Source organism: Lysinibacillus sp. FSL K6-1151 (genome assembly GCF_038630755.1).
GTDB classification, from domain to species: domain Bacteria; phylum Bacillota; class Bacilli; order Bacillales_A; family Planococcaceae; genus Lysinibacillus; species Lysinibacillus fusiformis_D.
Map to the genome: position 1 here is coordinate 478352 of NZ_CP152040.1, position 17025 is coordinate 495376.

Sequence of the window (17025 nt, forward strand, 5' to 3'; positions counted from 1 at the left end):
CTTAATCCTTTTTCAATTTCGCAGCGAAGCGGTTGCCGATGGATTGAATGCTTTGCACAAGAATGATTAAGATAAAGACAGTTGCATACATAACATCGACCTCATAGCGTAAATGACCATAACGATAGGCGAGGTCACCCAAACCTCCAGCACCAACCATTCCTGCCATAGCCGTAGCACCGATTAAACCAATTGTGGCAATTGTTAAGCCTAAAATAATAGATGGACGAGCTTCACGTAATAGCACATGCCAAATAATATGGCGACGTTTAATACCCATGGCTGTGTAGGCTTCTACCACTCCCGAATCCACCTCTAATAGCGCAGATTCCATCAGTCGAGCAATATAAGGAGCTGTATAGACAACTAGCGGAACGATAACACCTTTAACCCCAATTGTTGTGCCGACGATCAGCTTAGTAAAAGGTAGGATGAAGAATAATAAAATGATGAATGGAACAGAACGTATAATATTGATGACTAAATTAAAAAATTGATATAAAAATTTATTGTCAAAGGATTGACCTGGTCGTGTTAATACGATTAATAGCCCCAATGGAATCCCAATGAGAATGGAAAACAATAAAGAAATTCCGACCATTTGAAATGTTTCGATAATTGATTTGCCAATTACATCTGACCAATCTGTAAAAAAGCTTTGAATACTACTCATTGAATTCGCCTCCTAATTCTTCCACCGCGACGCCATTTTCCGTAAAATATGTGAGTGCCTTTTGGACAATGTGAAGTTCTCCATGTAAATGCACCACAATGTTACCAACAATGCCGTTTTTTAATTCAATAATATTTGCCGTTAAAATATTTGGTTGTACATCATACACTTTCGTAACTTCTGCTAGTAATGGCTTACCAGTACTTTCACCTAGGAAGGTTAAACGAATGACACTGCCTGAAACATTTAACTGCTCGATCAGGGAAGGGGATAAATTACGTTGTGAAATCGTATTTAAAAACTTTCTCGTTGTAGGATGCTTCGGTTTAGCAAAAAGTTCAATAGCCGTACCAAATTCCACCACTTTTCCGGACTCAAGAACAGAAACCTCATCACATATTTTCTGAATGACATTCATCTCATGTGTAATCAGCAGGATCGTAATGCCTAATTCACGGTTAATTTTTAACAACAATTCAAGAATGGCTTCGGTTGTTTCAGGGTCGAGTGCACTTGTTGCTTCGTCACTAAGTAGAACCTCTGGTTCCTGTGCCAAGGCACGTGCAATAGCAACACGTTGCTTTTGCCCACCTGAAAGTTGGTTAGGGTAGCTGTCTAGTTTGTCTGTTAATCCAACAATTTCAGCATATTTAGCCACACGGTTTTTTACCTCTTTCTCGTTATAGCCAAGTAGCTTTAAAGGAACAGCAATATTATGGTAAACGGTTGCCGTTTTTAATAGATTAAAATGTTGGAAAATCATCCCGATTTTTTGGCGTGTTTGCCGTAATTCATGAAGAGAAAGGGCAGTAATGTCCACATTGTCGATTAACACTTTTCCAGCTGTAGGTCGCTCTAGTAGATTGACGCAACGAATGAGTGTACTTTTACCTGCACCACTATAGCCAATCACACCATGAATTTGTCCTTTTTTTACATGGAGATTGATTCCATCTACAGCCTTAATGATGTCTTTTTTCGTCTTATATTCTTTTGAGATATTTTGTAATTGAATCATCCGATTGATTGCTCCTTTCTCAAGCTCCTAAAAAGCAAGAATCTGCTCGTTTTCCATAGAGGAATTTCGGCAGATTCTTCAGCTACTAGAAGCTTCCTGAATGTATTACCAGCTAGGGATTACTGAACCTTTGAATTCTTCTTCAATGAATTGACGTACTTCATCAGATTGGTAAGCCTCAACGAACTTTTTAATTGTTGGGTCATTTTCATTTTCTGCACGTACCACAATATAGTTCACATATGGAGAGTCAGTAGATTCTAAAAGAATAGCGTCATCTTTAGGATTAATGCCAGCTTCCAATGCGAAGTTTGTATTAATAGCTGCTACATCTACTTCACTAAGCTGCTTAGGAATTTGAGCTGCCTCTAATTCGATGAATTTTAAATTCTTTTTGTTTTCTTCTACATCACGGATAGAGGCTGTTAAATCTGCCCCATCTTTTAATTTTATATAGCCTGCTTCCTGTAAAACAAAGAGGGCACGAGCACCATTTGTTGGATCATTTGGTAAACCAAACGTTGCACCATCTGGAATGTCCTCAAAGGATTTATATTTTTCAGAGTAAATACCCATTGGATTTAAAATCGTTTTGCCTACTGTTACTAAATCTGTATCATGATCTTTATTAAACGTATCGAGGAAAGGCTCGTGTTGATAGCTATTTGCATCAAGATCACCTTCAGATAAAGATGTATTAGGTAAAACATAATCAGAAAATGATTTAAGCTCTACTTCTAGCCCATTTTCTTTGGCTACTTTCGCTGCAACTTCTGCGATTTGTTCGTGTGGACCAGATGTGACACCTACGACGATTTTATTTTCATTAATTGCTTCAGCTTGACCTTTACTCTCTTCTTTAGAGCCACAACCTGCTAGAGCTGCTGCTAATGTAAGACTTGCTAAACCTACTAAAAATTTATTTTTCTTTTTCATGAAAACTACCTCCAAGATTGTTTTTATCGGTTTTTGAAAATAAAAAAACTCTCTTACAAACTAAGAGAGGCTCATGAAAAAATGTCCTCTCTTATCTATCAAACGATAATCGTTTGCAGGATTTAGCACCTTCCTTCTAAAAGGAGGTTGCCGAGCTTCATAGGGCCAGTCCCTCAGCTACTCTTGATAAGAGATTTATCATATTTTTTTGTAATTCCGATAGAACTAATATAATTTATAGGTTATAGTAAGTCAATAAATATTTTTAAAATTTTTTATATTATTATAATATTTCGTCATGAAAGAGGGATAGCAATGTCTGTAAGAGTTAATTATGGTATAGGTTCATTTGGCAAGGTTGTAAGTGCTCGATTGCTAATGGGTACAGACATTATTGAAGGAATGGAGGCACTTTGTGAGGAGAACCATATTGAGTCAGCAACAATTGTTAGCTGTATAGGTAGCCTTCAAAAGAGTAGCTTTGTTTATTTAGTACCTGATGAAACATCTCAGATTAACGTAAGTTTTAGCGATGTCATAAAAAAAGAAGGGCCACTTGAATTGATCCAAGGCTCTGGCGTAGTATGTAAGCGCGATGGGGGATATGAAACACATTTCCATGGTTCTATGAGTGATCAATGGGGCGTTGTGTCAGGGGGGCATTTAATGAAGAGGGGGAACCCTGTCATTACGGCTGACATAGTGCTAGCTGAGGTTCAAGGCATCCAGCACTTTCGGAAATTTGATGAAGAAACAGGCCATGTTCAATTTTATCCATTAGAACACGGTTTACAGCAGCCAAGGAAAATTGAAAAATAGCGAAAATGTACTAACTTTTTCTTTTCACTAAGCTGCATGTTCCTTCCTGAATTAAAAAATGTTAGACCGAGCTTATAATCGGTCTAACATTTTTACTTTTGTCCCAGCCTCATGTCATGGTTAAGGGTTGAATAATTGTAATTGTTCGATTCTATGGATTGCTTCACGTAAGCGTTCCTCGCTAACAAGTAAACCAACACGGATATAGCCTTCGCCATATCGGCCGAAGCCATTGCCTGCTGCTACAGCGATATCAGCCTTTTCCAATAATAAATCGGCAAACTGCTCGCTAGTATAGCCGAATGGTACAGGGAGCCATGCGAAGAAGGAGCCTTTTGGAGCCGTTACATGCCAACCAATTCTTTGAGCTTCTTCAATGAGTACATTGCGGCGACCTTCATAGGTAGCTCGCAGTTCATCCACACATTCTTGGGAAGCTGTAAGTGCCGTTGCTGCTGCTTGTTGAATAGCAGGGAATTGACTACAAAACAGATGATCCTGAATTAGATTAATGGCAGCAATAATGTCGGCATTACCGACAGCGAAGCCTATACGCCAGCCTGCCATATTATAAGTTTTGGAGAGTGTATACATTTCAATTCCTACTTCTTTTGCCCCCTCAGCTTGTAGGAAGCTAATAGGTTTATTACCGTCAAATCCTATTGCCCCATAAGCAAAATCATGTGATACGATAATATTGTGTTCCTTCGCAAAGCGAACGGTCTCTTCAAAAAATGCAAGTGTTGCTGTACCACCTGTAGGGTTGTTTGGGTAATTTAGGTAAAGTAGCTTCGCCTTCTCTTTCACTTCATCAGGTAATGCATGATAATTAGGTAAGAAATCATTTGCAGCTAAAAGTGGCATCACTTCAAAATGGACATCACCTAATACGACACCTGATAAGTAATCTGGATAGCCAGGGTCTGGTAAGAGCATCGTATCACCTGGATTTAATACGGCTAAAGGTAGCTCAACGAGACCAATTTTTGTCCCGCCAAGAATCGCTACCTCTGTGTCAGGATTTAGATTCACATTATATTCACGTTTATAATAGTCGGCAGCTGCTTGGCGTAATTCAGTGATACCGCGAAATGGTGAATATTTGTGATTTTGTGGATTTTCAGCCGCCTCCTGTAATGCTTGAATGATATGAGGGGGCGTTGGTTGATCGGGATTTCCTTGACCAAGATTAATGACATCGCGACCTTCTTCTAAGGCATTATTTACTTTTTGAACTAACGCTGTAAAAAATTGAGTGGGTAGTTGCTGTAGTTTTTTAGAGAATTCCATGCATGATCACCCTTTTCAGAATATAATAATTATTATTGAAGAATATGAAGCAAATAGTATTACTTTTTTTGTTAATTGTCTAGACCCTTTATAAACAAAGGATTGAAATGCTCTAAAAAACCACAGGCGACCAAAAAGCGACTAAATTACAGAATCTTATTAAATAACTCGATAGCTGTTTGTTTATCTTCTTTAGTCAGATGGCTATAAGTATTCATTGTCAATCCTACGTCACTGTGTCCTAATTGTTCTTGTATGATTTTAAAATTAGCATCATTACTCAATAGATAAGATGCACATGAATGTCTTAATGCATGGAAGTTCAACTTAGGAAGTCCAAGCTTTTTAGCATGTCGGTGCCATGTTGAGCCAAGAGATGAGGGGAGAATAGGGTATCCTAAAACAATTTGCGATGTAACTAAAAAATCTATATCTTTTCCATCTTCATCTTTCATAGGCTTCCATGCATGTCCTGATTTAATTTTCAATTTCTTTTGAGCTTGCACTTGCTCTTTAATTTCATTCATAAACTTTTCAGGGACATTAACAATTCGAGACTTTTTATTTTTAGTTGGTCCTAAAACTAATTCGGATTTTCCTTCAGTATCGTACTTCAAAGCTTGACCGATTAAAATTGTGTTATTTACAAAGTTAATCTTTTCTAATCGAATGGCTGTTATTTCTGACTCTCTTAACCCTACCAAACATGCAAGTTTGTATATTACACGGTATTTCAAATTAAGAACGTTTATCGCTCTAACATTTGAGATAATTGGTCAGAATCATAAAATTGCAATTCTTTTTTTCGAGGCTCTACGCGAGGCGCTTTTATACCGTTCATTGGGTTTTCATTAATAACCTCCCATTCAATAGCTTTTGCAAAAATACTTTTTAAGAGACTAAATTTATTACTTAAATTTTTCCGTCCTTCCTTTTTTTCTCAGAGAAATATTCAACTATATGAAACTTCTTTATTTTTTTCATTTTTATATTGTCAAATCTATCAAATGTTCCAGTATTTAAAATTCTTAAATAGTGAGATTTTGTAGCTGGGGACAGATCAAGCCGTACATAATTGTCTATCCAACGTTGACGAAATTCTGCAAAAGTAATAGTTTCAGTAATTTGCTCAATGTCCATCTGAGAAACTTTAATTTCAAATTCAGTGATTGCCTTTTTTATTGATCGATCAGTAAGACTGTTTAAAGTAACTGTTTTATATTTTCTTATGCGTTTTCCTGTTTCTTCATCATAGCCAAGTTCTACGGTTATTTTAATACGAGGTTTCCCATTCTTTGCTGGTTCTAATACTACATAACTTGCCAAGATTATGCTCCTTTCTTTTTTATAAAATTAATTTACATTGGTTTCACATATTAATCACCACGTTTGGGAATATATGTTCTGTTTAAGGTTGAAAAATTTTTATAGTAATCTAAAATAATTATCACGTTCCATATTTTAAGAGTGGTTTATCAATCCAATCAAACAATTCAATTACGCCCAAGGGTTCAAAGCAAACTGTGAAATTATCAATAGATACACATAATCCATATTTACTCTTGTACCATTCTAAGGCAGCATCTAAAAATTCCTCTGTTACATTAAGAAAATCTGCAAGTTCATAGCGATTAACAAGTAATGGAACCAGTCGTAGCACAAATACCTTCCACAATACCTATTAATACTTTTCCGCAACAAACAGGTATCATTGCTGATAAATCTCTAGAGATACTTGCAACTGCATTAGATCCAGTTGTACAAATATTAGTAGCAATTAGTTTTCCTATTGCATCAGTGATCATGGTTGGTGCATGTTTCTTCTTTATGCTTGGCAATTCCGAAAAGGCTTGGTCGATGATTATGAATGCTGGGTTAGGATATGTCTTGATAAATCTAAGTCCACTATTTTTACAAATCTTAAAACAAATTGGTGAAGCTATATAATAGAAGAAAAAGACCACCTTGTTAGGGTGGTCATGTGGTAACAAAAGTTTTAATCTTCATGTTTGAATCTGTAAATAAAGCACTATTCAAGAGACATTATGGAAGAGGAATTTTATTTTGTATATTTTATTGTGAGTGTAGAAAAATCTCTTCTAGGAATTATACTTAATGTATTAGGGCCATCTGCATACATATGTGCCCATCCCATTCCTTTTCCTGCATAAGCCTGTTCCTTAACTATATCAAAGTTTGCTGCACCTCCAGCAAATTGCATTAAAATTGCTGGTGCTATTGCGATTTTACTTAAAGTTATGAATCCAGTAATAAGAAAAGTCCATCCTAACGTATTTGATTGTTTGTCTACGTATTCCACATAATCTCTTAATTGTTTATTTGTTAGGTAACCTTGTTCTTTTATGTAATATCCAGTTTGTATAGTCATAGTAGCACGTGGTTGCACGCTAAAACTTTGTAAATCGTTATTATCATGGATATACGTTTCTAACGGCAAGTAAGTTAAATTTTCTTCTTGAGAAAAGATTTCAGTTGATGGTATCTCATTTGTTAAATCAGTATTATTCTCCGCAGCCTGTGCTGTAAATGTTGAAGCGAGTGGACTTATAGAAAGTACTAGTGCAGAAGATAGAAAAAATGGTTTTTTTAACATATAAATTACTCCTTTTGTTAATATAGTATTATACTGGTTAAGTACAAGTAATATATTACCATAATTATATTTTTTTGCAAATTTGTTTGATTCTAAATCAAAAACAGTTGGAGGTTATTGTGAATTGAAAAAGTTTATTATTCTTAATTTTTTATTTTTATTTTTAATTGGATCTGTAATTAGTTATTATGGGATTTATGTTTCTAGAGACGATTGGAGCTTCCACATTAGCTCAATAGGTGGGGCATTAATGGGATATAGTATATATGTAAGTTTAAAATTATATTTTCACGTTTATAAAAGAATGGCAAAAGAGAGTATTAAAAATTAATAATGAAACATGTACTTAACAACATAAAAAGACCACTCCATGATGGGTGGTCTTAATTTTTTATTCATAAAAACAAGCGACTTCTAGCGACTAAAAAGCGACCAAACATCGGAATAAATATGAATTAGCGTGGTTTTAGATGTAGTATAATGAAAATTGAATAATCTAAAACGCATTTATACAAACGTTTTTGCACACACTTGTATTTAAATTTACTCTTATTATAAAATGTATTACTTTTTTTGTTAATTGTCTAGAGGAGGAATGGCTATGAAAATCGGTTGTATTCAATTAAATGTTGGCTTTGGCAAAGTAGAAGAAAATTTTGCACGAGCTGAGGACAAGATTCGAGAAGTGGCAAAAAAAGGAGCAGAAATCATTGTGCTGCCTGAAATGTGGAATACAGGCTATGCGTTAGAGAAGCTGCCTGAACTAGCGGATGTCGATGGTGAACGTACGAAATCCTTCTTGGCTGAATTAGCACAGGAACTTGGTGTACATATTGTAGGTGGTTCTGTTTCAACGAAGAAAGGCGACAAATTTTATAATACGATGTATACATTTGATCGCAATGGAGAACTTGTAGGGGAATATAGCAAAGCACATCTTTTCCGTTTAATGGATGAGCATCTCTACTTAGAAGCAGGGGATGAAATGAATCGATTTGCTCTAGGAGATATTGAAGCTGCTGGGGTCATTTGCTATGATATTCGTTTCCCAGAATGGTTACGTGCACACGCATTACAAGGAGCAAAGGTATTATTTGTACCAGCCCAGTGGCCAACACCAAGGATTGATCATTGGAAAACATTGCTGCAAGCTCGTGCGATTGAGAACCAATGTTTTGTAATAGCAGTTAATCGCATTTCAAAAAAGGTAGAAAACTTTAATGGCCAATCGATGATCATACAGCCTTGGGGAGAAGTACTTTGGATCGGTGCAGAGGATGAAGAAGTAGCGGTGATTGATGTAGATTTTTCTATTGTCGATGAAGTACGTGGAAGAATTCCAGTTTATGACGACCGTAGACCAGGACTATATCATGATGTTGTCGTGAAAGGCTAATAGAGGGGCACGCTCAAGAGGGAGTAATCTTTTGAGCGTGCCATCTTTTTTCTAGCCCTTATCCTCAATCAATGAATTTGCCAATAGCATAAATTCTAATGTAATGCGGTTATGTCCTTTCATGAAATTTTCACCTAGTAAACCTTCAAGCTTTCTTAAGCGGTGATAGAGTGTTTGACGAACAATAAATAATTGGTTGGCTGTTTGCTGCTTGGAGCCATTTGTTTGTAAATAAACCTGTAATGTTTCAAGAAGCTTGCTATTGTATTTTTTATCGTACTCAATAACGGGCTGTAAATAATCGTAAATCACTTCCTGTAAATTCACTTGCATTTGTAATTTATAGATTAAATGATATAAATGCAAATCATCATAAAAGAAAGAGGACGTTTGCACTTTGCGGCAAATATATAAAGTTTCTAAAGCAGTTTGATAGCTTTTAGGAATTTCTTCTACATCGCAAACAACCTTTCCAACGGCTATTTGAAAACCTTGTGCTTGCTGCTTTTTATAAAAGTCGGTATTGGGCAGTGTGGAAAAAATGCTATTCAATATGTCACGAATAGCTTTACTGTCTTTCATATGAAGTAAAATAAAAATAATATAGCTTTTTCTTTCGAATAAAAATGGCATAAATCCATGTTGCTCAAAGAGATTTCGATAATAAAGCTTACTATAGACCATATCCTCCTGTGTCTTTGTCATTGTAGTAGGAGAGGATAAAATAAAGACAGCTCCATTAGATTGTGTATAGCCCGCGTAATGTGTAACGATAAATTTATAGATTTCTTCCTTAGATAATTTTTGATCAATCCAATCGACTAAAATTGTAGCATCCTCAATATTCTTTTTTTCCTCAATATAAAACTCTCGCATTAATAGCTGTGCCAGCGCCGTTGCTGTACGATCTAATATTAATAATTCAAACTCTGAAAATAGTCCATCCTCTCGATAGAGTGTTAAATTTGCATAATGCTGATCAAAGATAAAAATAGGCCCATGTTTAAATTGCTGAGCAGACTTGTTCAATGTTAATAGCTGCTGACGTTTTTGGTGTGTCGTATTGGGGAAAAAAATAGGATTGCGTCCCTTAATGGAAAACATGATTTGTGTTTTTAATTCATTATACATATTTTGTAAAATATCTTCTGTATTTTGTCCTAAGACAGCATTTTTGTTCAAAGCTTGTGCATAAGATTCTAGCGAAGAAATCATTAAATATTGCTGATTGATAATTTGGCTATGTAAATCCTGCGTAATACGAACAAAAGGAACTGCCTCATGAAAAACAATAATGGGAAACTGATGCCGGTTTGCCAGTGCTAGTATTGCTTTTGGAACGGTCTGAATATAAGAGCCATACTCAATACAAAGAGCAGCACAATTTTTTTGAATGATGGCTTCTACAAATGCGGTAAAATTAGCGATACTATGCTGGAGACTAATTCCTGTTGTTAATACTAACTCCTCACCAACTAAAAAATGATCAACTTGTACGATTTCAAGAACATGTACCCATTTGATAATCCTTGATAATCCTTCATGACCTGCCACAACCTCTGCCTTATGAAAATACTTATTTTCCAAAACATCTAGTACTTTAAGTTGAAACGGACTCAATTTAGCCCCTCCCTTAGTTGTATGTATTGTATATTTTTTCTGTTTGATGATTTATATTTTCTTATAAATTCGTGGATATAGTATTTTAAGAATATTTAGTCTATTTTACATTATGTTTAAAACAAAAGTATATAATTTTACAGTTTGTCTATTACTTCAACGTTATGAAACATGTAAAATTTTTGTAAGCGATCAAGCAATCTACTAAAAGGGGTGACAGATATGGAGCAACAAACGCATTTACAAAGAGGGTTAAAGAAGCGGCATATGACGATGATTGCTATTGCAGGAGTAATCGGTGCTGGCCTATTTATGGGGAGTGGTTCAGTTATTAATTTAGCTGGTCCAGGGGCCATTTTATCGTATATATTTGCAGGAATTATCGTTATTTTAGTTATGCGTATGCTAGGCGAAATGGCAGCTGTTAATCCAACGAGTGGCTCATTTGCACATTATGCGCATGAAGCCATTGGCCCGTGGGCAGGTTTTATGATTGGATGGCTGTACTGGTTTTTCTGGGTCATTGCGATTGCACTAGAAGCAACAGCAGCGGCAGCCATTATTCAATATTGGTATGACGGGATGCCTTTATGGCTATTAAGTTTGTTACTAACCGTAGCACTTACTTTAACGAATGTTCTTTCTGTCAAAGCATTTGGTGAGTTTGAGTATTGGTTCTCTCTTATTAAGGTTGCAAGTATAGTGGTTTTCCTTGGTCTTGGTGCCTTCATTATTTTTGGCATCGCCCCAAACTTTAATGCTGTAGGTATGACCAATCTAGTCGGGCAAGGTGGTTTTTTACCTAATGGTTTTGGTGCTGTTCTAATGGGTGTCGTCATTGTTATTTTCTCCTTCATGGGAACAGAAATTGTGGCCATTGCTGCTGGTGAATCAGATGAACCATTAGCTGCTGTAACGAAAGCTACCAATTCCATTACTTGGCGGATTTTAATTTTCTATGTGGGCTCTATAGCGGTTGTTGTAACGCTATTGCCTTGGCATTCCTCCGATATTTTAACAAGTCCTTATGTAGCGGTACTCGATTATATTGGAATTCCTGCTGCCGCACAAATTATGAATTTTGTTGTGTTAACAGCGGTGCTATCGTGTTTAAATTCAGCACTTTATGCAACATCACGCATGGTATTTTCTTTAGCAGAAAAGGGAGAAGCGCCAAAAGCATTTTTAAAATTAAACAAAAAGGGTGCACCTGTCAATGCCATTTTAGCAGCAACATTTTTCTCGTATATTGCAGTCATTATGAATTATGTTTCACCAGATAAAGTTTTTATGTTTTTACTGAGCTCTTGTAGTGCGATTACTTTAATACTTTATTTAATCATTGCCTTTTCACAATTAAGAATGCGACGCAAGATTGAACAAGAAAATTTAGAGCTATTAAAGGTGAAGATGTGGTTTTTCCCTTATTTAACGTATTTCACAATACTCGCTACAACAGCTTTATTAATGGCGATGTTCTTTATAGAGTCTATGCGCTCACAAATTTTATTTACATGCGTTGTCGTCGCTATTGTGATGATTTTCTATGTGCTTACTCAAAAGAAAAAGACGATTAAACAACCCGATGAATCAAGTTCTATTTTTAGCAAAGAAGAATTCGATTTTGAACAATAATACGATAAAGGAGTGGTCTAATTATGACAGTTCAGCAAGAAATGAAAACGCTCACACATTTTATCCAAGGGGAAGAGGTAGCTGGTACAAGTGGCCGATTTTCAGAGGTTTATAATCCATCAACAGGAGAGGTTATTGCAACAGTACCACTTGCTTCAAGAGATGAGGTAAAGCATGCTATTCAGCTTGCAAAAGAAGCCTTTCCAGCATGGAAAAAACGATCAATTGGTAAACGGGTAGAAGTGTTACATCGATTCCGTCAGTTGTTAGTAGAAAAACAGGAAGAGCTTATCGATGTGATTTGTCAGGAAAGTGGTAAAACAAAGGACGATGCAAAAGGTGAAATCGTTCGTGGTATTGAATCCGTTGATATGGCGATCAGTGCACCGCAAATGCTAAAAGGAGAGTACTCAGTCAATGTAGGTGGTAATATAAATGCCTTTTCTGCCAAATCACCACTCGGCGTAGTGGCAACTATCGCACCATTTAATTTCCCTGTTATGGTACCGCTTGCGATTACAAGCATGGCTGTGGCAGTAGGAAATGCCGTTATATTAAAGCCATCAGAGCGCGTACCGATGTCCGCTCTCTATATAAGTCAATTATGGAAAGAGGCAGGTTTACCAGATGGCATTTGGACTGTTGTCAATGGAGATAAAGAGGCTGTCAATGAACTATTAGAAAATAAAGAGATTCAAGCTATCTCATTTGTTGGCTCAACACCTGTTGCTGAATATATTTATCAAACAGGAACAAAGCACAATAAACGTGTTGCGGCATTTGGTGGTGGGAAGAACTTTATGATTGTGATGCCAGATGCCAACCTAGAACAAACGGCGAATGCCTTTTTAGGAGCAGCGTATGGTGCAGCATCACAGCGCTGTATGGCGATTTCAGGTGCACTTGTTGTAGGCAAAGATACCGAACAACGGTTTACGGAACTATTAAAAAATAAAATCTCTCAACTAAAGGTTGGACCCTATACAGAAAAAGACGTCGATTTCGGACCAGTCATCACTAAAGAGTCGAAAAGAACGATTATTCGTTCTATCGATGAGGCAGTCACTGAAGGGGCAAATCTTGTGATTGACGGAAGAAATCCGAAAGTATGTGAAACGTCAAATGGCTTTTATCTTGGCCCAACCCTCCTTAATAATGTCACATCGGAAATGAAGATCTTTAAAGAAGAGGTCTTTGGTCCAGCACGTATTGTTGTAGGGGTGGACTCATTACAAGAGGCAATAGATTTAATCAATAACCATGAGCTTGGCAATGGGGTAACCATGTTTACAAGCAGTGGAGCAGCAGCACGGAAATTCCAAGAGGAAATAGAAGTCGGCATGGTAGGTGTGAACGTACCTATACCAATCCCTGTTGGCTATCATAACTTTGGTGGATGGAAACGTTCTAAGTTCGGTGAAGGGCATATGTTTGGCCCAGATCAGGCAAGGTTCTTTACAAAGGCCAAAACGATTTCTGAGCGCTGGCCAGATGAAACGGAGGATACAACAAGTTCCTTTGCGTTCCCAAGTAATAATGATGCGAAAAACTAATATAGTGAGGGGTGTTTGATGATGACACAGACAAATCTTAAAAGTGATGTATTATCCAAGGATGAGCAATATGTTTGGCATTCTATGAAACCATATAATCCGCAAGCCACATATGTAGTAGAGAGGTCTGATGGTGCAAGAATTGTGGATACAGATGGTGTGGAATATATTGATGCAATGGCAGGGCTTTGGTGTGTCAATGTTGGCTATGGACGGAAAGAGTTAGCAGATGCGGCACATGAGCAAATGATGAAAAATGCTTATGCACCTTTATCTCAGGGTCATTTGCCTGCAGTGGAATTAGCTGAGAAGCTAAATGAACTACTTGGTGGAGATTACGTTATTTTCTTCTCCAATAGTGGATCAGAGGCGAATGAAACAGCCTTTAAAATTGCTCGGCAATACCATCAGCAAAAAGGACAAAGCTCACGCTATAAAATTGTCTCACGCTACCGTGCTTATCATGGTAACTCCTTTGGGGCTTTAGCGGCAACGGGGCAGGCGGAGCGCAAATATAAATACGAGCCACTATCTCCAGGTTTTATCCATGTCGCACCACCTGATCAATATCGTGAGCATGAAAGCGATGCTATTGCGCCATTGGATTTAGCGAGTGTAAAGGCTGTAGATAAAACGATGACATGGGAACTGAGTGACACAATTGCAGCTATGATCTTAGAGCCTATTATTACAGGTGGCGGTGTCATTATGCCTCCAGAGAATTATTTAAAAGGCATTGAGGAAGTGTGTAAAAGACATGGTGCTTTACTGATTGTGGATGAGGTTATTTGTGGCTTTGGTCGAACAGGTAAGCCTTTTGGATTTATGAACTACGGTGTTAAGCCAGATATAATTACGATGGCTAAAGGAATTACAAGTGCCTATTTACCATTATCAGCAACAGCCGTGAAGCGTGAAATTTATGAGGCGTTTAAGGGCTCAGATGCATACAGCTATTTCCGCCATGTGAATACATTTGGAGGCTCTCCTGTGGCATGTGCAGTTGCATTAAAAAATATTGAAATTCTTGAGCAAGAAGCGTTGTTTGAGCGTTCCAAGGAAATTGGCGCTGCAACACTACAAACATTGCAGCAACAATTGCAGCATCATCCAAATGTAGGAGATGTGCGTGGCAAAGGTTTATTAATTGGGATTGAATTAGTTGCAGATAAAGTCTCGAAAGAACCTTTACCAGTGGAGAAGGTGAATGCTGTCATTGCCAAATGTAAAGAACAAGGGGTTATCATTGGAAAAAATGGAGCAACTGTTGCAGGGTTTAATAATGTCTTAACGCTATCACCACCACTTAATATTGTACAAGAAGATCTTGATCGTATACTCGATGTGGTTGTGGATAGTGTAAATAAGCTGTAAAGAATATTGATATGGTTCTAAAAGCCTTGGAGTAAAGGCTTTTAGAACTTTTATTTGTGAAGCTTTATAACGCAGATGCTAGATAGCAGTATTTATTATAGCTCGATAAAAATAATTATAAAATTCTGAAATTTAATAAAAAAATACTGGAAAAATTGTATTTCGTAGTTTATAGTTAATAAAAAATTAATTTTTCTGATAATTATATGTAAAAAGTGTCCTGTAGAGAATATTTTTTTGATTACTTATTTTCAGCAGTGGAATAAATAGGTGTTGTTGGTTGAACTATAGTTTCTGATGAAAAGCAATTGTAATAGTTGAGAGAGTCATGTCTTCCTCTAATTGAATTGTCTAATCGTAATGAAAGTATAGTTTATTTTTTGTCTATTTATTTTCATCAGTGGAGAAAATAAGTGATTTTAGTAATTATATTTCTTAATTTAAGTGTTAAGAAATATTTTTATATATTTTTACAAAGGGAGTAGATGAGATGAATTATGTTAAAAAGTTGGTTTTTGTAATTCTATGTATGTTGCTTTTAGCAGCATGCGCAGAGAAAGATAATTCTAATGCATCAAACACTGGGGAGAAGTCTACTACAGAATCAGACACAGCAAGTTCAAAGAATGAACTTGTCATTGCTGTAAATGAAAACTTTATTTCCATGGATCCTCATAATACAGGAGATACAAATTCGAGTTCTGTACAGGAGACCATGTTAGAAGGTTTACTAGGCTTCGATGCTGATGGACAAATTATGAAGGTTTTAGCTGATGATTATTCAATTAGTGAAGATGCTCTGGAGTATACATTTAAGCTACAAGAAGGGGTCACTTTCCATGACGGGGAACAGTTTAATGCAGAGGCTGTAAAAGCCAACATTGAACGAATCATGAATGATGAAAGTTTACGTTTATATTCACGTGGTTTTAGCTTAATCAGCAAAGTTGAAATTCTAGGTGACTATGAAATTAAAGTTACTTTAAAAGAACCATACGGACCAATGATCACGCGTTTCGGAGTGGCTAAAATGATCAGCCCAAAAATGATTAAAGAAAATTTAGCTGATATTCCGAAGCAGCCTGTTGGTACAGGACCTTATAAATTTGTTGAATGGGTACAAGGGGATCATTTAACAATTGAAAACTTCGACGGCTATTGGGGTGGTGGTGATCGTGTTTCTAAAATTACGTATAAGCCAGTACCAGAGAACGGATCACGTGTGGCAATGCTAAAAGCTGGGGATGCACAAGTGATCTATCCAGTGCCAGCACAAAATATCGACGAGCTTTCTAACAATAAAGATGTAGAAATTAATAAAGTTCCTTCTACAATTGCTCATTATGTGTCGCTAAATACGTATAAGAAACCTTTGGATGATATTAAAGTACGACAAGCATTTAATTATGCGGTAGATAAAGAAGCTTATTTAAAAGTTGTAAATGCAGGTCTAGGTTTACCACTAGACTCTATTATTCCTTCCAAAACGGTTTATTATAAACAGCAAAAAATGTATGAACACAATATTGAAAAGGCAAAAGAATTATTGACTGAAGCTGGCTATCCTAATGGCTTCGATATTGAAATCTGGGGGAACACAAACTCAGATACGATGAAGGGCATGCAGTTTATTCAACAACAGTTGAGCCAAATCGGTGTAAAAGTTGAGATCAAATCAATGGAAGAAGGTACTTTGTCAGATGAAATCTACGGTGCACAAACTCCAGATGATGCGAAATTGCAAATGTGGTATGTGAGCTGGTCAGCCTATGCTTCAGATATAACGAATGCGACAAAACCTCTTTTCCATAGTGTATCATTCCCACCAAATGGTGCAAACACAGCCTATTATCAAAATCCTGAGGCAGATCAACTAATGGATGAAGCGAATTCTATTTCAGATGTAGATCGTCAGGCTGAACTGTATGAAAAATTACAGGAAATCGTTTACCAAGATACGCCTTGGATTTTCTTAGGGGTAGATGAGGTCGTATATGGTGTACGTTCAAATGTCAGCGGTGTGTTAGTAAATCCAACAGGTGGACTCGATGTGAAAAACGCAAAAGTTGAGTAATGTTGCACAATAAAAGGAATTGA

General features: G+C 36.7%; 17 protein-coding genes and 1 riboswitch. Of the genes, 8 read left to right on the forward strand and 9 right to left on the reverse strand.

From position 1 onward, the window contains the following. Position 1: 1 nt before the first annotated feature. From MHI04_RS02245 to MHI04_RS02255, 3 genes are all read right to left on the reverse strand, one after another. Positions 2-673: a methionine ABC transporter permease gene (locus MHI04_RS02245; protein WP_036117459.1), complete on the reverse strand. Its 672-nt coding sequence runs from the start codon at positions 671-673 to the stop codon at positions 2-4. Beyond that, the gene (locus MHI04_RS02250) at positions 666-1691 is read right to left on the reverse strand and encodes an ATP-binding cassette domain-containing protein (protein ID WP_036117457.1); all 1026 of its coding nucleotides are present in this window, start codon (positions 1689-1691) and stop codon (positions 666-668) included. Before MHI04_RS02250 ends, MHI04_RS02245 begins: the two co-directional genes overlap by 8 nt. Positions 1692-1796: 105 nt before the next feature. Continuing rightward, on the reverse strand, positions 1797-2627 hold the full coding sequence (locus MHI04_RS02255; protein ID WP_340812530.1) for a MetQ/NlpA family ABC transporter substrate-binding protein: 831 nt from the start codon (positions 2625-2627) through the stop codon (positions 1797-1799). A gap of 88 nt (positions 2628-2715) precedes the next feature. Then, positions 2716-2820, reverse strand: a riboswitch (SAM riboswitch). A 122-nt stretch (positions 2821-2942) separates the two neighbouring features. Here MHI04_RS02255 and MHI04_RS02260 point away from each other — a divergent pair. Then, the gene (locus MHI04_RS02260) at positions 2943-3446 is read left to right on the forward strand and encodes a PPC domain-containing DNA-binding protein (protein ID WP_342535313.1); all 504 of its coding nucleotides are present in this window, start codon (positions 2943-2945) and stop codon (positions 3444-3446) included. Positions 3447-3566: 120 nt separating this feature from the next. Here the strand turns inward: MHI04_RS02260 and MHI04_RS02265 are convergent, their stop codons facing one another. The 4 genes from MHI04_RS02265 to MHI04_RS02280 form a co-directional block, all read right to left on the reverse strand. Beyond that, positions 3567-4736 (reverse strand): pyridoxal phosphate-dependent aminotransferase, encoded by a 1170-nt coding sequence (locus tag MHI04_RS02265; protein WP_342535314.1) that lies wholly within the window; start codon positions 4734-4736, stop codon positions 3567-3569. Between the two features lie 146 nt (positions 4737-4882). Next, positions 4883-5473 (reverse strand): site-specific integrase, encoded by a 591-nt coding sequence (locus MHI04_RS02270; RefSeq protein WP_342535315.1) that lies wholly within the window; start codon positions 5471-5473, stop codon positions 4883-4885. A gap of 175 nt (positions 5474-5648) precedes the next feature. Continuing rightward, positions 5649-6062 carry a hypothetical protein gene (locus tag MHI04_RS02275; protein ID WP_342535316.1) on the reverse strand — a complete coding sequence of 138 codons (414 nt, stop codon included), beginning with the start codon at positions 6060-6062 and terminating at the stop codon, positions 5649-5651. Positions 6063-6183: 121 nt separating this feature from the next. Next, positions 6184-6396, reverse strand: coding sequence for a hypothetical protein (locus MHI04_RS02280; RefSeq protein WP_141903922.1), 213 nt, complete (start codon positions 6394-6396; stop codon positions 6184-6186). On the opposite strand from MHI04_RS02280, the gene MHI04_RS02285 reads away from it, so the two are divergent. Further along, on the forward strand, positions 6378-6683 hold the full coding sequence (locus MHI04_RS02285) for a hypothetical protein (protein ID WP_342535317.1): 306 nt from the start codon (positions 6378-6380) through the stop codon (positions 6681-6683). The two genes, MHI04_RS02280 and MHI04_RS02285, sit on opposite strands and share 19 nt — an antisense overlap. Positions 6684-6795: 112 nt before the next feature. Here the strand turns inward: MHI04_RS02285 and MHI04_RS02290 are convergent, their stop codons facing one another. Further along, positions 6796-7350, reverse strand: coding sequence for a hypothetical protein (locus tag MHI04_RS02290; RefSeq protein WP_141903920.1), 555 nt, complete (start codon positions 7348-7350; stop codon positions 6796-6798). Positions 7351-7474: 124 nt separating this feature from the next. Here MHI04_RS02290 and MHI04_RS02295 point away from each other — a divergent pair, with 124 nt between their 5' ends. Next, positions 7475-7681 (forward strand): hypothetical protein, encoded by a 207-nt coding sequence (locus tag MHI04_RS02295; protein WP_036146195.1) that lies wholly within the window; start codon positions 7475-7477, stop codon positions 7679-7681. Between the two features lie 270 nt (positions 7682-7951). After that, the gene (locus tag MHI04_RS02300; RefSeq protein WP_036117447.1) at positions 7952-8746 is read left to right on the forward strand and encodes a carbon-nitrogen family hydrolase; all 795 of its coding nucleotides are present in this window, start codon (positions 7952-7954) and stop codon (positions 8744-8746) included. A gap of 51 nt (positions 8747-8797) precedes the next feature. Here MHI04_RS02300 and MHI04_RS02305 read toward each other — a convergent pair whose 3' ends face one another. After that, positions 8798-10366, reverse strand: coding sequence for a PucR family transcriptional regulator ligand-binding domain-containing protein (locus tag MHI04_RS02305; RefSeq protein ID WP_342504157.1), 1569 nt, complete (start codon positions 10364-10366; stop codon positions 8798-8800). 222 nt (positions 10367-10588) lie between these two features. Here MHI04_RS02305 and MHI04_RS02310 point away from each other — a divergent pair, with 222 nt between their 5' ends. The 4 genes from MHI04_RS02310 (at position 10589) to MHI04_RS02325 (ending at position 17002) form a co-directional block, all read left to right on the forward strand. Continuing rightward, complete coding sequence (locus MHI04_RS02310) at positions 10589-12001, forward strand: amino acid permease (protein ID WP_058843621.1); 1413 nt, start codon at positions 10589-10591, stop codon at positions 11999-12001. Positions 12002-12024: 23 nt separating this feature from the next. Beyond that, the gene (locus MHI04_RS02315) at positions 12025-13554 is read left to right on the forward strand and encodes a CoA-acylating methylmalonate-semialdehyde dehydrogenase (protein WP_342504156.1); all 1530 of its coding nucleotides are present in this window, start codon (positions 12025-12027) and stop codon (positions 13552-13554) included. 21 nt (positions 13555-13575) lie between these two features. After that, entirely contained in the window at positions 13576-14928 is a 1353-nt protein-coding gene (locus MHI04_RS02320; RefSeq protein WP_342504453.1) for an aspartate aminotransferase family protein, read from the forward strand. Positions 14929-15418: 490 nt separating this feature from the next. Beyond that, positions 15419-17002, forward strand: coding sequence for a glutathione ABC transporter substrate-binding protein (locus tag MHI04_RS02325; protein WP_058843624.1), 1584 nt, complete (start codon positions 15419-15421; stop codon positions 17000-17002). Positions 17003-17025 lie beyond the last annotated feature (23 nt).

What these genes read in the sequence shown, in the direction of transcription:
- MHI04_RS02250 (WP_036117457.1), bottom strand. Translation starts at nt 1,691, where the DNA reads ATGATTCAATTACAAAATATCTCAAAAGAATATAAGACGAAAAAAGAC.
- MHI04_RS02260 (WP_342535313.1), top strand. Translation starts at nt 2,943, where the DNA reads ATGTCTGTAAGAGTTAATTATGGTATAGGTTCATTTGGCAAGGTTGTA.
- MHI04_RS02315 (WP_342504156.1), top strand. Translation starts at nt 12,025, where the DNA reads ATGACAGTTCAGCAAGAAATGAAAACGCTCACACATTTTATCCAAGGG.
- MHI04_RS02265 (WP_342535314.1), bottom strand. Translation starts at nt 4,736, where the DNA reads ATGGAATTCTCTAAAAAACTACAGCAACTACCCACTCAATTTTTTACA.
- MHI04_RS02325 (WP_058843624.1), top strand. Translation starts at nt 15,419, where the DNA reads ATGAATTATGTTAAAAAGTTGGTTTTTGTAATTCTATGTATGTTGCTT.
- MHI04_RS02300 (WP_036117447.1), top strand. Translation starts at nt 7,952, where the DNA reads ATGAAAATCGGTTGTATTCAATTAAATGTTGGCTTTGGCAAAGTAGAA.
- MHI04_RS02285 (WP_342535317.1), top strand. Translation starts at nt 6,378, where the DNA reads ATGGAACCAGTCGTAGCACAAATACCTTCCACAATACCTATTAATACT.
- MHI04_RS02320 (WP_342504453.1), top strand. Translation starts at nt 13,576, where the DNA reads ATGACACAGACAAATCTTAAAAGTGATGTATTATCCAAGGATGAGCAA.
- MHI04_RS02245 (WP_036117459.1), bottom strand. Translation starts at nt 673, where the DNA reads ATGAGTAGTATTCAAAGCTTTTTTACAGATTGGTCAGATGTAATTGGC.
- MHI04_RS02310 (WP_058843621.1), top strand. Translation starts at nt 10,589, where the DNA reads ATGGAGCAACAAACGCATTTACAAAGAGGGTTAAAGAAGCGGCATATG.
- MHI04_RS02255 (WP_340812530.1), bottom strand. Translation starts at nt 2,627, where the DNA reads ATGAAAAAGAAAAATAAATTTTTAGTAGGTTTAGCAAGTCTTACATTA.
- MHI04_RS02290 (WP_141903920.1), bottom strand. Translation starts at nt 7,350, where the DNA reads ATGTTAAAAAAACCATTTTTTCTATCTTCTGCACTAGTACTTTCTATA.